Origin of the sequence: Micromonospora sp. SD12 (assembly GCF_052068495.1) — a bacterium.
GTDB lineage: Bacteria > Actinomycetota > Actinomycetes > Mycobacteriales > Micromonosporaceae > Micromonospora > Micromonospora echinofusca.
Genome location: NZ_JBQHDF010000003.1, coordinates 622023 through 635709 on the forward strand (window position 1 = coordinate 622023; position 13687 = coordinate 635709).

11 protein-coding genes are annotated in these 13687 nt (G+C 73.2%); 5 read left to right on the forward strand and 6 right to left on the reverse strand.

Translation table 11 applies throughout. The features are described from left to right. Window positions 1–102: 102 nt before the first annotated feature. From ACTMS2_RS09805 to ACTMS2_RS09830, 6 genes are all read right to left on the reverse strand, one after another. Window positions 103–1281 (reverse strand): ROK family protein, encoded by a 1179-nt coding sequence (locus tag ACTMS2_RS09805; RefSeq protein WP_363626681.1) that lies wholly within the window; start codon window positions 1279–1281, stop codon window positions 103–105. A 412-nt stretch (window positions 1282–1693) separates the two neighbouring features. Beyond that, complete coding sequence (locus tag ACTMS2_RS09810; protein WP_441175152.1) at window positions 1694–2737, reverse strand: YihY/virulence factor BrkB family protein; 1044 nt, start codon at window positions 2735–2737, stop codon at window positions 1694–1696. Window positions 2738–2869: 132 nt separating this feature from the next. Beyond that, a complete protein-coding gene (locus ACTMS2_RS09815) occupies window positions 2870–3679 on the reverse strand; it encodes an ABC transporter permease (protein WP_441175115.1) in 810 nt (269 codons plus the stop codon). A 10-nt stretch (window positions 3680–3689) separates the two neighbouring features. Then, window positions 3690–4490 carry an ABC transporter permease gene (locus ACTMS2_RS09820; protein ID WP_441175153.1) on the reverse strand — a complete coding sequence of 267 codons (801 nt, stop codon included), beginning with the start codon at window positions 4488–4490 and terminating at the stop codon, window positions 3690–3692. Between the two features lie 103 nt (window positions 4491–4593). Next, window positions 4594–5139, reverse strand: coding sequence for a hypothetical protein (locus ACTMS2_RS09825; RefSeq protein ID WP_441175116.1), 546 nt, complete (start codon window positions 5137–5139; stop codon window positions 4594–4596). 93 nt (window positions 5140–5232) lie between these two features. After that, window positions 5233–6165 carry an ABC transporter ATP-binding protein gene (locus tag ACTMS2_RS09830; RefSeq protein ID WP_363626684.1) on the reverse strand — a complete coding sequence of 311 codons (933 nt, stop codon included), beginning with the start codon at window positions 6163–6165 and terminating at the stop codon, window positions 5233–5235. 488 nt (window positions 6166–6653) lie between these two features. Between ACTMS2_RS09830 and ACTMS2_RS09835 the strand changes: the two genes are divergently transcribed. The 5 genes from ACTMS2_RS09835 to ACTMS2_RS09855 all read left to right on the forward strand — a co-directional run bounded on the left by ACTMS2_RS09835 (window position 6654) and on the right by ACTMS2_RS09855 (window position 13678). Beyond that, a complete protein-coding gene (locus ACTMS2_RS09835; protein WP_441175154.1) occupies window positions 6654–8822 on the forward strand; it encodes a TRAP transporter permease in 2169 nt (722 codons plus the stop codon). Next, window positions 8819–9838 (forward strand): TAXI family TRAP transporter solute-binding subunit, encoded by a 1020-nt coding sequence (locus ACTMS2_RS09840; protein WP_441175117.1) that lies wholly within the window; start codon window positions 8819–8821, stop codon window positions 9836–9838. Before ACTMS2_RS09835 ends, ACTMS2_RS09840 begins: the two co-directional genes overlap by 4 nt. A gap of 68 nt (window positions 9839–9906) precedes the next feature. Further along, window positions 9907–12324 (forward strand): sensor histidine kinase, encoded by a 2418-nt coding sequence (locus tag ACTMS2_RS09845; RefSeq protein ID WP_441175118.1) that lies wholly within the window; start codon window positions 9907–9909, stop codon window positions 12322–12324. Then, window positions 12321–12713 (forward strand): roadblock/LC7 domain-containing protein, encoded by a 393-nt coding sequence (locus tag ACTMS2_RS09850; RefSeq protein ID WP_088998933.1) that lies wholly within the window; start codon window positions 12321–12323, stop codon window positions 12711–12713. The genes ACTMS2_RS09845 and ACTMS2_RS09850 overlap by 4 nt, the downstream gene beginning before the upstream one ends. Further along, window positions 12710–13678, forward strand: coding sequence for a TAXI family TRAP transporter solute-binding subunit (locus ACTMS2_RS09855; RefSeq protein ID WP_357722256.1), 969 nt, complete (start codon window positions 12710–12712; stop codon window positions 13676–13678). The genes ACTMS2_RS09850 and ACTMS2_RS09855 overlap by 4 nt, the downstream gene beginning before the upstream one ends. Window positions 13679–13687: the final 9 nt, after the last annotated feature.

Consider the following 13687-nt stretch of genomic DNA (forward strand, 5'->3'; position numbering starts at 1 on the left):
GTTCGCGACTGCGGGGCTCGCAGGCCCGGCTCACTCCTCACGCTCACGACGCCTTCCCTGTTCGCGACTGCGGGGCTCGCAGGCCCGGCTCACTCCTCACGCTCACGACGCCTCCCCGAAGGCGACGTCGCTGGCGAGCACGGCCGCGCCGGCCACGCCGGCCCGTGGGCCGAGTTCGGACAGGACGACGGGCAGGTTGCCGGTGGCCAGCGGCAGGGACCGGCGGTAGACCACGCTGCGGATCTCGGCGAGGAGGATGTGCCCGAGCTGGGCGAGCCCGCCGCCGATCACGATCATCGACGGGTTGGTGAAGCTGACCAGCCCGGCCAGGACCCCACCGACCCGCCGACCCCCGTCGCGGATCAGCTGGATGCAGGTCACGTCCCCCTCGACCGCGCCCCCGGCGACGTCCAGGGCGGTCACCGCGCCGCGTGCGGCCAGCCGTTCGGCCAGCGCGGGCGAGGCCCCGCTGCGCGCGGCGGCGGTCGCGTCCTTGGCGAGCGCGGCCCCGCTGAACAGCGCTTCGAGGCAGCCGACGTTGCCGCAGGAGCACATCGGGCCGTGCGCGTCGACCTGGATGTGGCCGATGTCGCCGGCGCAGCCGTCGGTGCCCCGGTAGACCTCGCCGCTGAGGTAGATCCCGCACCCTATTCCGGTGCCGATCTTCACGAAGAGGAAGTCGTCCACGGAGTGCGCGACCCCGCCGTGCCGCTCCCCGATCGCCATGATGTTGACGTCGTTGTCGACCACCGCCGGGCAGCCGTGCTCACGGGTGAGCAGCTCGCGCACCGGGAACCGGTCCCACCCCGGCATGATCGGCGGGGAGACCGGCACGCCGTCACGGAAGCTGACCGGGCCGGGCACGCCGATGCCGACGGCGTCGAGCCGCTCGTAGGCGCCGTCCACCCGGGCCTTGTGCAGCAGCTCGTTGACCCGCTGGAGGATCACCTTCGGGCCGGTGCGGATGTCGGCCGCCTCGGCGTACGCGGCGACCGGCTCCAGCCGACCGTTGACCACCTCGACGTCGATGGAGCTGGCGCCGAGGTCGACGGCGGCGAAGCGCAGGCGCGGGCTCAGCTCGACGAGGGTGGAGCGGCGGCCGCCCCGGGAGGCTGCCAGCCCCGCCTCGGCCACGTAGCCGAGGCCGACGAGCCGTTCCAGCTCCGCCAGCAACCGGGGACGGGGCATCTGGAGCCGGTCGCCCAGCTCGGCCCGGGACACCGCACCCTCGTCACGGAGCAGGCGCAGCAGCCGTACGTGCAGGGGGTCGACCGTCCGCACCGGACTCACCTCTTCGCGGGCTCGTGCACATCGACGTACTGCCGAGGTGTCGTGCCCGACACAGTAGGAGTGTTCCGTGTCACGTGTCCAGAGCTTCGGCCGATCTGACGCAAACTTTTGTCCATACGAGCAAAAGCTTCGGGTGGATCAAGAAAAGCGGCCCCTACCGACGGTGATCAGGACGCCATGTACCTAAAAGCCGGCGGGTAAGGCCCACCGCGTCCTGATCACCCGGGGATCACCTCGGAGGAGGCGGCGGGTGGGCGGCACGCCCACGACAGGAGGCGGGCGGGTGGGCGGGTGGGGCGGTGGGTGGGCCAGCACGCCGTGCCAGTGGCGCGGGACGTGCCGCCGCCCCGGCACCGGACTGGTGGCGGGGCGGCGGGAGACGGTTGCGGTTGCGGGCGGAGCGTCAGCTGCGGTTGGCCGCGTTGCGCTTCTTCTTGAGCTTGCGGTCGTCGCGCAGCTCGACGTACGGCTCCTTGTCCGGGGAGTGGCCCGCCTCGATGGCGCGGCTGCGCTCCAGCTCGGCGTCGAACTCCGCGCCGAGGAGGATCGCGATGTTGCTCAGCCACAGCCAGATCAGGAAGATGATCACACCGGCGAGCGCCCCGTACGTCTTGTTGTACGAGCCGAAGTTGCTGACGTAGAGCGCGAACAGGCCCGAGATCACCAGCCAGATCACCACGGCCAGTACGCCACCGGGGCTGACCCAGCGGAAGCCACCGTGTCGCGCGTTCGGCGACGCCCAGTAGAGGATCGCGAACATCAGGCTCACCAGGAGCAGCAGCACCGGCCACTTGGCGATGTTCCACATGGTCACCGCCGTCGAGCCCAGCCCGATCGCCTCCCCCACCTGCTCGGCGAGGCCGCCGGTGAAGACCACGATCACGGCGCTGGCCAGCAGCATCACGCCGATCACCGCGGTCACCCCGACGCGGATCGGCAGGGTCTTCCAGATCGGGCGCCCCTCCGGCACGTCGTAGATGGTGTTGGAGGCGCGCATGAACGCGGCGACGTAACCCGACGCCGACCAGAAGGCGGCCAGCAGACCCAGGATCGCGGCGAAACCGGCGAAACCGCCGCTCTGCTGCGCCTGGTCGATCGCCCCCTCGACGATCTGCCGGATCTCGCCCTGCGGAACCGCCTGGTTGACGGTGTCCTTGACGCCCTGCGTCGCGCCCGGACCCAGCAGGCCGAGGATCGACACCAGCACCAGCAGGCCGGGGAAGATGGAGAGCACGCCGTAGTACGTCAGGGCCGCCGCCCAGTCGGTCAGGCTGTCGTCCTGGAACTCCCGTGCGGTGCGGCGCAGCGCGGCCTTCCACCCGGCGCCCGGCAGCTCGGTCGGGCTGTCGGGACCCTCGTCGGGCCCCACCGGGCCGCGCCCCGGGCGGTGTCGCTCGGTACGCGCGTCGGACCCCCGGTCGGGGTGGCCCGTCCGGCGGTCGGCCATCCGGCCGGCGGCCACCGCCCCGGGATCGTCGCGGTCGCGCCCGCGGGCGGAAGACTCGTCGGAGGCCATCGCCCCTCCTCGTGCTCGGCGTCAGTCCCCTCGACATGCCCAGGCAGCCGCCGCCGTTAACCCCTAGCCGTAGAGCAACCTGCCCATCCGCCGCGAGGCGATCAGCAGCCCGAGGACCATCGCCACGAGCAGGTAGAGCACGTCGAGCACCCACTCCCAGCCGGCCGCGCCCACCGAGACGCCGCGGATCAGGTGCACCGCGCGGTAGAGCGGCGTCACCTCGACCGCCCAGCGCAGCGCGGCCGGGTAGGACTCGGCGGGGACGAACGTGCCGGAGAAGAGGAAGAGGGTGAACTGGGCCGCCGACATCAGGTCGAAGTCGTGCCAGCTACGCATGAAGGTGGTGATCGCCATGCCCAGCGCGCCGAACGCGAAGCCGACCAGCACGGCCGCCGGGAAGGCGACCAGTGCCCGAGCGGCGGTGGTCAGGTCCATCACCACCATCACCACCAGGAAGGCGGCCGAGTACGCGCTGCCGCGCAGCATCGCCCAGAGCAGCTCCCCCAGCGCGATCTCGAACGGCTGCACCGGGGTGGCGATCACCCCGTCGTACAGCTTCATCTGCTTCATCTTGCCGAAGAAGTTGAAGGTCGTCTCCGACAGCGCGCCGGACATGGCCGACGACGCGAGCATGGCCGGCGCGACGAACGCCGCGTAGGTGACGACCTCGCCGCCCGGCAGGGTGAGGTCGCCGACCAGCCTGCCGACCCCGACACCGATGGAGAGCAGGTAGAGCAGCGGCTCCACGAACCCGGAGACGAGCAGCAGCCAGTAGACGGCCTTCAGGGCCGCGACGTTGCGCTCGGCCACGGAGACCGAGCGGCGGGACGCGGCGGAGACGGCGACCAGCCTGGGCAGGACGAGACCGACCACTGCCACCCTCCTAGACGACCAGCCTGCGACGGAACGCGTGCCGGGCCAGCAGCCAGCCGCCGACCGCCCAGGCCGCGAGGTAGAGCAGGTGGCCGACGACCGACCACTGCGGGGCGACGCCGAGCGCCGCCGCCCGGCACAGGTCGACGCCGTGCCAGAGGGGAGTCGCGTACGCCAGCCAGCGCAGCGCCAGGGGCAGCGACTCGACAGGGAAGAACACGCCGGCGAAGAGCGTCATCGGGATCACCGCGAAGCGGAGCAGCATCGCGAGCCAACTGTCGACGGAGACCACCGACGCGTACGCGAAGGTAGGCGCGGCGACCGCCAGCCCGAGCAGCGCCGTCACCGGCAGCGCGACGAGCGCCCACGGCGAGCGCAGCGCCCCGAGCAGGGCCGTCACCAGCAGGAACGCCGCGACGGTGGTGACCACCCGGAACACCACGAAGGCCAGGTGCCCGCCGAGGATGTCGCCCACCCGCAGCGGCGCCGCGCCCTGCGCGAAGTAGGTCTTGACCCACTGGAAGTTGCCGAACACGGGCCACGTCGACTCGCTGACGGCCGTCTGCAACGCCGTCGACGCGATCAGGCCGGGCACGATCCAGTCGAGGTAGCTCACCCCGTCGATGCCCTGGTCGACGTAGGCGCCGACGCCGACGCCGAAGCCGAGGACGGTCAGCACCGGTAGCAGGAACGACGAGAACAGACCCGCTCGCCAGGTGCGCCGGTAGCCGACGAGATGGTGCGCCAGCACCGCCAGCGCCGGCACCCGCGGCAACCTCGGGCGCGCCCGTTCCCGCGCCGACTGCGCCACGCTCACGCGACCACCCCGTCTCGCTCCGCGTCCACCACGGTCTTCCTACCTCGCGGGTACGACAGCCTCGCGGGTACGACAGGCCGGCGACTCCGTCGCCCCGTCAGGGCTGCCGGGCCGCGCGCAGCAGCACCAGCACCGCGTAGGCGAGCAGCAGCAGGCCAGCGCCCGTGCCCACCACGAGCCCCGCCGACACCGCCGTGGCGAGCGCGGTGACCAGCCCGGCCAGCGCGACGACGCACATCGCCGCGCCGAGCAGCCGCAGCACCGGGTCGCGCAGCACCGGCACGAGGGGGAAGAAGTGCAGCCCCACCACGGCGCAGACCAGCACCGGGATGAACTCCGACCACCCGACGAGAGCGAGCAGGACGGCACCCAGCCCGGCGGCGGCGAACTCGGCGAGGACGATCAGCAGGTAACGACGGTCGGCGGCGCGGTCGCGGGCGACGTCGACGGCGGTTGCCCGGCTGCGGGCCACGACGACGGCCCCGACCACCGCCGTGACCAGCGCCGCCCCGCTCGCGACCACCAGCAGGGCGCGCAGCGGCTGTTGGGCGGCCGGCACGCTGAACCAGATGGTCGCGAACACGCCCAGGTAGAGCGCGGCGAGCCCGGCCTGGCGGCGCGACTGGAACTCCAACCTCGACATGACACCCCCGTGTGCGTCGCCGGGCGGGCGACGTGCCGCCGGCCCGCCGATGCTACGTAACGGCCAGCGCCGCCGCACCCGCCCAAGGCTCTGTCAGTCGACCAGGGTGCGGCCGGTGAGGTGGAGGAAGACGTCCTCCAGGCTGCTGCGCCGGACCAGTACGTTGGCCGGGTGCAGCCCCCGCTCGCCGACCTCGGCGACAGCCGCGTCTCCGTCGGGTACGTAGAGCAGGATCCGGTCGGGCAGCACCTCGACACGCTCGCCCAGCCCGTCGAGCTTGCCGGCGAACGCCTCCTGGGACTCGGCGGCGAACCGCAGCTCGACCACCTCCCGGGTGGAGTGCCGGTCGATCAGCGCCCGGGGCGAGCCCTCGGCGACGATCCGCCCGCCGTCCATGACGACCAGCCGGTCGCAGAGCTGCTCCGCCTCGTCCATGTAGTGCGTGGTGAGGACGAGCGTGACGCCCTGCTGCTTGAGCCGGAACAGCCGCTCCCAGACCAGGTGCCGGGCCTGCGGGTCGAGGCCCGTCGTCGGCTCGTCGAGCAGGACGATCTCGGGCTCGTTGACCAGCGCGCGGGCGATGGTCAGCCGCCGCTTCATGCCGCCGGAGAGGGGCTCGACCTTGCTGTCGGCCCGCTCGGTGAGCTGGACGAAGTCGAGCAGCTCGGCGGCCCGCGCCCGGGCCACCCGGCGGGAGATGCCGAAGTAGCGCGCGTAGGTGGTGAGGTTCTCCTGGACGGTCAGCTCGGGATCGAGGTTGTCGAGCTGGGGGCAGACACCGAGGCGGGCCCGGATCGCCGGCCCGTCGCGCACCGGATCCATGCCGAGGATGCGCAGCTCGCCGCCGCTGGGTGGCGACGTGCACCCGATCATCCGCATGGTCGAGGACTTGCCGGCGCCATTGGGCCCGAGAAAGCCGAACGCCTCGCCGGCCCGCACCTCGACGTCGATGCCGTCGACGGCGGTGAAGTCGCCGAACCGCTTCACCAGCGCCCGCGCCTGGATGAGTGGTGGAGCCGTCGTCATCGCCCGACCATAACCTCCGGCTCCGACACCTCCCACCGGACGGCTGCGGCACCCCACCGGTTCCGGGCGGGTCCGTCGCCGGGCGGTAGGGGTAAGGGTGGGGCCGTGGCGGTAGGGGTACAGGCGCCCTGGTCAGGGCCCATCCGGCAACGGAGAGCGACGAAAACTACCCTGCGTCATCGATCCGTACGGCCACCAAACGTGCGGCGACGGCGGGGCGAGGTGGGGACCGGTACGTGCGGCTACCGGACCAGAGTGGACGGATCGGATACAAACCCGCCGCCGGCTTGCCGCATTGTTACTAAATATGGCGTACGGCCTGCCGCAAATCCGTACTCGAATGTGGTCTCTCTGTGTGATCGAGGTCCGAATTTATTACTGACCGCAATCACGATCAGCAATGTTCCGCCCGGTATGTAATTCGCGTATCGTGCCCCCTCGTGCCACCAGTGCGTTCATCCGGCGAGTCCGCCCCGCAGCCGTCCACCATGGGCACCGGGTCCACCCCGGACGACGGTCCGGTCCCGTTGCCGCCCGAGGCGGGCGATCGGATCGACCCCCACGGCCCGGCGCCCGATCCACGGGAACTCGCCGCGCAGTTCGAGGACGAAAAGCCCGGGCGGGAACTCTCCGGACCGATCGGCGTACTGGTCACCGGAACGACATTGGCGATCGCGCTGCTCGCCCTCTGGCAGGTGTTCAATCCGCTGCCGCAGGGGAGCAAGTTCTATCTGATCATCTTCCTGGCCGGCGTCCTGCCGATGGTCTTCCTGGCGTACCCCGCGGATCTGCGCCTGCCCCGGCGGCTGCGCCGCACCGGCGCGACCGGCCCGGACGACGCGGCCCCGGCGGAGCGCCCCAAGCGCCGGGGTCCCACCCTGCCGGACTGGGTCCTGGCCGGCGCGGCGCTGGTCGCCTGCCTCTACCCGGTGCTGCCCGTCGGCCTGGGCTCCGGCGGCGGCGGGTACGACGCCTTCCTCGACCGGCAGGGCCTGCTGGTCGGTCTGGACGTGGCGATGGGCACCGTCGTGCTGCTCCTGCTGCTGGAGGCGTGCCGGCGCACCACCGGCTGGATCCTGCCGGCCGTCTGCGTGGTCTTCCTCGCCTACGGCTACTACGGCGGGCTGCTGCCCCAGTCGTGGCAGGTGGCCCACGCGGGCCTCGACTTCGGGCAGATCGTCGACGGCCTCTACAACTCCGACAGCGGCTTCTACGGCACCCCGCTCGACGTCGCGGCGACGTACATCGTGCTGTTCACCATCTACGGCGCGGTGCTGGACCTCTCGGGGGCCGGCCGGTTCTTCGTGGAGCTCTCCGCCGCCGCCTTCCGGCGCTCGCGGACGGCCGCCGGGCGCACCGCCGTCGCCTCCGGCTTCCTGCTCGGCACCGTCTCGGGTTCCGGCGCGGCGACCACCGTCAGCATCGGCGCGGTCACCTGGCCCGTCCTGCGGCGGGCCGGCTACCCGCCGGAGCGGGCGGGCGGCATGCTCGCCGCGGCCGGCGTCGGGGCGATCCTCTCCCCGCCCACCCTCGGCGCGGCGGCCTTCATCATCGCCGAGTACCTGGGCGTGTCCTACCTCCAGGTGCTCGGCTGGGCCACCGTCCCCACCGTGCTCTACTACCTCGGCATCCTCCTCTCGGTCGAGATCGACGCCCGGCGTTCGGGCGTGCGACCGGTGGTGATCGAGACGACCTCCGCCGGCCGGCTGCTGGCCCGCTTCGGCTACCACTTCCTCTCGCTCTTCGCGATCGTCGGGCTGCTCGCCGTCGGCTTCTCCGCCACGAAGGCCGTGGTGCTGGCCACCATCCTGGCCGCCGTGCTGTCCTTCCTCGACCGTCGGCACCGGCTCACCCCGGCCCGCCTGCTCGCCGCGCTGAGCGCCGGGGTGCGCGGGGTGCTCGCGGTGAGCGCGGTCTGCGCCGCCGCGGGCATCATCACCGCCACCACCACCAAGACCGGCCTCGGCCCCCAGGCGGCGGCGCTGCTCATCGACAACGCCCGGGCCGTCAGCTCCGAGCCGGCCGTGGTGCTGGCGCTCACCGCACTGTTCGCCGCCGTCGCCCTCACCCTGCTCGGGCTGGCCGTGCCGGTCACCGCGTCGTTCGTGATCGGCTGGGTGATCATCGGCCCGGCCCTGCTGGACCTGGGCGTCACCGCTCCCGCCGCCGCCATGTTCGTCTTCTACTTCGCGGTCCTGTCCGAGGCGTCCCCGCCGACTGCACTCGCCGCGGTCGCCGCCGCCGCGGTGACCGGCGGCCGGCTGGTGCCCACCATGTGGCAGACCCTGCGGTACGCCCTGCCGGCCTACCTCATCCCGCTCGCCTTCGTGGTCACCCCGACCGGCCTCGGGCTGCTCGGCATCGGGGGCGCGCAGCGGATCGCCGTCGCCGCGACGGTCGCCGCCCTCAGCGTCGCCGTGCTGGCGGTGGCGGCAGGCGGCTGGCTGCCCGGCGTCGGCCCCGCCGGCACGCCGGAGCGGATCCTCGGCGCGCTCGCCGGGCTGACGCTGCTCTGGCTCGAACCCGTGCCCGTCGCGATCGGCGCCGTACTGGCGGCCGTCATGGTGGCGGGTGTGCTCGTCAGACGCGGATCCGCCGGCCGGAACGGCGGGCCGTCAGCAGTACCAACGGTGAACCATGGGGAGGAAAAACAGTGAGACGGATCAACGTGCGGCTCGCCGCGGGGGTTGGCGCGCTGGCCCTCGTCGCGGCGGGCACCGCCGGTTGCGGAGGCCGTCAGGACGGCGCGACCAAGGACGACGCCGCCAGCGAGGTCACCTGCAAGGTCACCGACAGCACCCGCGTCGGCATCGCCACCGGCAACGCCACGGGCGTCTACTACGTGGTCGGCAACGCGCTGGCCAGTCAGCTCTCCGGGGCGACCGAGGGCAAGCTGACCGGCACCGCCGCCGAGACCGGCGCCTCGGTGCAGAACGTCGAGCAGCTCGTCGCCGGCCAGTACGACGTCGCCTTCTCGCTGTTCGACACGGCGGTCAACGCGGTGCAGGGCAAGGGCAGCTTCACGTCCCCGCAGCCGGTCGAGGCGCTCGCCCGGATCTACGACAACTACACGCAGGTCGTCGTCCGGGCCGACTCGGGGATCAACTCGGTCGCCGACATGAAGGGCAAGAAGATCTCCACCGGCTCGCCCAAGTCCGGCACCGAGGTCATCGCCAACCGGCTGCTGGAGGCCGCCGGCCTCGACCCCGCCAAGGACGTCCAGGCGCAGCGGCTCGACCTCACCAAGAGCGTCGAGGGGGTCAAGGACGGCAGCGTCGACGGGCTCTTCTGGTCGGGCGGGGTGCCCACGGGCGGCCTGACCGACCTGTTCACCACCGCCGGGGACAAGGTGAAGTTCATCGACATCACCCCGCTGCTGCCCAAGATGGCCGAGCTCAACCCGGCGTACCAGACCGGGACCATCGGCGCGGACATCTACAAGACCGCCGCGGACACCCCGACCATCGTGGTGCCGAACGTGCTGCTGGTCCGCAAGGACCTCAACGCGAACGTGGCCTGCGCGATCACCCGGACGGTGTTCGACAAGAAGGACGCCCTGGCGCAGGCGAACCCGGCCGCCAAGGGCATCAGCCTCGACAACGCCCGCAAGACCGCCCCCGTACCGCTGCACCGCGGCGCGGACAAGGCGTTGCAGGACCTCGGCGCACGCTGATCCCCGTGCCGGGTCCGGGCCTCGCGCCCGGGCCCGGCACCCCCGACCCCCCACCCCGGAGGGCACGAGTGTCGCTCCCCACCCCCGGCCGGGTGCGCCGGCACCACCGGCCCGTCGACCACACCGACCGCCTGTGGTCGGTACGCACCCAGCTGCTCGCGCCCATCCTGGTGGCCACGATCGGTCTGGTCGTGCTGGGGTCCACCCAGACCGCCATCGCCATGGCCGCCACCGACGACGCGGACCGCGCCCGGGTGCTCGCCGGCACCGCGACGGCCACCGTGCGCCTGGTGCACGAGCTGGAACGGGAACTCGGCGAGACGGCGGCCCTGCGCCAGCGGGGCGGCAGCAGCGGACGCCCTCTCGTCGACGCGCAGCGCCGGCGGGTCGACGCGTCCGTCGAGCGGTACCGCGGCTCCAGCCGGGACGCCCGCCGTGCCGCCCCCGACCTGCGCCAGGTGCTCGACGGCGCCGACGCGCAGCTCGGCCAGCTCGAAACGGCCCGCGGGTCCGCCCTGGGCGGCACCACCGCCGACCCGACCTACCTATCGCTGGTCGAGTCGCTGCTCGCCGTCGCCGACGCGCTGCCGGCCCAGCTGCGCGACCGGGAGTTGGCCAACGGGGCGCGCGAGGTCGCCGCCGTCGCCGCCCAGGAGCACCTCGCTGCCGTGGAACGCGACCTGCTGCGTACCGTCTTCGTGCGGGGGGCGCTGGTGGACGGCGAACTGGTCCGCCTCGGCCAGTTGCGGGGCGCGCAGGAGCAGCGGCAGGCCGAGTTCTCCCGGATCGCCAGCCGGCCGGCGGCGGACGCGTACACCCGGCTGGTCGCCGGCACCGACGTCTCCACCGCCCGCCGGATGCGCGACAGCGCGCTCAACGTGGAGGCCGAGCCCGCCGGGCTGAAGACCGACGGCGACGCCTGGTACGTGGCCCAGAGCGGCGCCATCCGGCGCTACAACCTGCTCGGCCGGGAACTCTCCGAGGAACTCGACCGCAACGCCGCCGGGCTGGCCCGGGAAGCCCAGCTACGGGCCCTGATCACCGGCGGCGCGACCACCGCCGTCGCGCTGGCGTCGTTGACCGCGGCCGTGCTGCTGGCCGTCCGCACCAGCCGCCGGCTGCGCCGGCTGCGGGTCGCGGCGCTCACCATGGCGAACCGGGAACTGCCCGAACGGATCACCGCCATCGCGGCCGGCGACGGCGCGCCGACCGACGGCGCGGCCACCCGGCTGACCGCCGGCATCGGGCAGGGCCGCGACGAGATCGCCCAGGTCGCGCAGGCCTTCGACACGGTGAACCGGGCCGCCCTGCGCCTGGCCGGCGAACAGGCCGAGGTGCGGATGGACGTGACCCGGATGGCCGAGGCCCTGGCCCGGCGCATCCGTACCCTGATCACCCGACAGCTGCGGCTGCTCGACGAGTTCGAACGCGAGGAGACCGACCCGGACGCGTTGGCCCGGCTCTTCGCGCTGGACCACCTCGCCGCCCGCATGCGGCGCAACGGGGAGAACCTCCTGGTCCTCGCGGGCGGGGAGCCCGGCCGTACGCACGACGGCGCGCACCTGCTCGCCGACGTGGTCCGGGCGGCGGCCTCCGAGATCGAGGACTACCCCCGGGTGGAGGTCGACGTGCCGACCGCCGCGGTGCACGGCGCCGCCGTGGGCAACCTGGTCCACCTCCTCGCCGAGCTGCTGGAGAACGCCACCGTCTACTCCCCGCCGAACTCCCCGGTGCACGTCGACGGCCGGCGCACGATCGACGGCCTCACGCTACGCGTACACGACCAGGGCATCGGCATCAGCGACAGCCGGCTCGCCGCGATCAACGAGCGCCTGCTCTCCCCCGCGATGCTGTCCAGCGCCTCCGCCGGCAGCATGGGCCTGCACGTGGTGGCCCACCTGGCGGCCCGACACGGGGTACGGGTGCAGCTGCACAACAGCGGCGCGGGCACCGTCGCGCAGGTGGACATCCCGGAGTCGGCGCTGACCCGGATCGAGGACGTCGCCCCGCGCTCCGCCCCCGAGGCCCGTACGCCGGTCGCCCAGGAGGTGCGCGCGCAGGTGCCGCCCGTCCGGGAGGTGCGTACGCCCGCGCCAGCGCCGGTCGTGCCCGCGCAGACCGCCTGGTTCCGGCCACGGACCGGTACGGGCGGTCCGGCCGTCGTGCCCGACCTGGCCAGCGTCCACCACGCGCCGACGATCACGCTCCCGGTGCTGGGTGCGCGCCCGGACGGGCCGGGTGGCGCGACGACCACGCCCCGTCCCGCGTCGGCCCCGCCCGCGTCGCCCCCGCTCACCGGGGCCGGGCTGCCCCGCCGTACCCGGGGCGGGCAGCTTCCGGCCCCGCTGCACGAGGCCCCGCCGGCGCGGCCGGCGGGTGACCTGCTCGACCCCGAGGTCGTACGGTCCCGGCTGTCCTCGCTCGCGGAGGGAGTCGCCGCCGCGACCCGACGTACCCAGACGACACCCCCCAGGAGAAACCCATGACCCCATCCGAGAGCGCCGGCCTGGACTGGCTCCTGGCCAACTTCGCCGAACAGGTGCCGGACGTGTCGCACGCCCTCGCGGTCTCCGGCGACGGGCTGCGGCTGGCGGCCTCGCCCCACCTCGCGCCCGACCAGGTAGACCAGCTCTCCGCCGTGATCAGCGGCCTGGCCAGCCTGACCGTCGGCGCCGCCCGGCTGATGTCGGCCGGCCGGGTACGCCAGCAGATCGTCGACATGGACGGCGGGGTGATGCTGGTGATGGCGGTCGGCGAGCGCGCGCTCGTCGGGGTGCTCGCCGCGCCCGGCTGCGACCTCGGTCAGATCGGCTACGAGACCGCCATGCTGGTCCAGCGGGTGGCGGAGGCCCTGGAGCCGGCGGTCCGGGCGTGATCGGACGCTCGTTCCGGCTGCTGGCGGCCCTGCTGACGGCCGTACTCGCCGCCGGTTGCGGCGCGGCCGAGGCGGGGCCGCAGCCCTGGCACGGCGGCCGGATCTTCCTCGCCACCGGCAACACCACCGGCGTCTACTACCAGCTCGGCGGCGGCTACGCGGACGTGATCAGCCGCCACCTGCCCGGCTACGAGGCGCGGGCCGAGCCGACCGGCGCGTCGGTGGAGAACATCAACCGGCTCGCCAGCGGCGACATGGAGCTCGCCTTCAGCCTCGCCGACACGGCAGCGGACGCCGTGGCCGGGCGCGGGGCCTTCGAGGGCCAGCCGCAGCAGGTCCGGGCGCTGGCCCGGGTCTACAGCAACTACACCCACGTGATCGTGCGCGCCAACGCGAAGATCACCAAGCTGTCGGGGCTGCGTGGGAAGCGGGTCTCCACCGGCTCGCCGAAGTCCGGCACGGACATCATCGCCGGGCGGCTGCTGACGGCCGCCGGTCTCGATCCGGACCGGGACGTCGTCCGGGCCACGCTCTCCCTGCCGGAGACCGTGAAGCGGATGCGGGCCGGCACGCTCGACGCGATGTTCTTCTCCGGCGGCCTGCCCACGCCGGGCATCGCCGACCTGCTGGCCAGCGCGCCCGGCAAGTACGCGCTGCTGCCGATCGCCGACCTGATGGAGCCGCTCACCGCACGCCACGGGTCGGTCTACACGACGGCGGAGCTGCCGAAGGAGGTCTACCGGACGAGGAGCGCCACGCCGACGGTCACGGTGGCGAACGTGATCCTGGTCAGCGCCGACATGCCCGACCAACTGGCGTACGACCTGACCCGGCTGCTCTTCGCCTACCAGGCCGACCTGGTCAAGGTGCACCCGGAGGCCGGCAACTTCACCCAGCAGAGCGCCTCGGGCACCGACCCGATCCCGCTGCACCCCGGGGCGGCCCGGTTCTACCAGCGGGGGTGACCGCGCCGC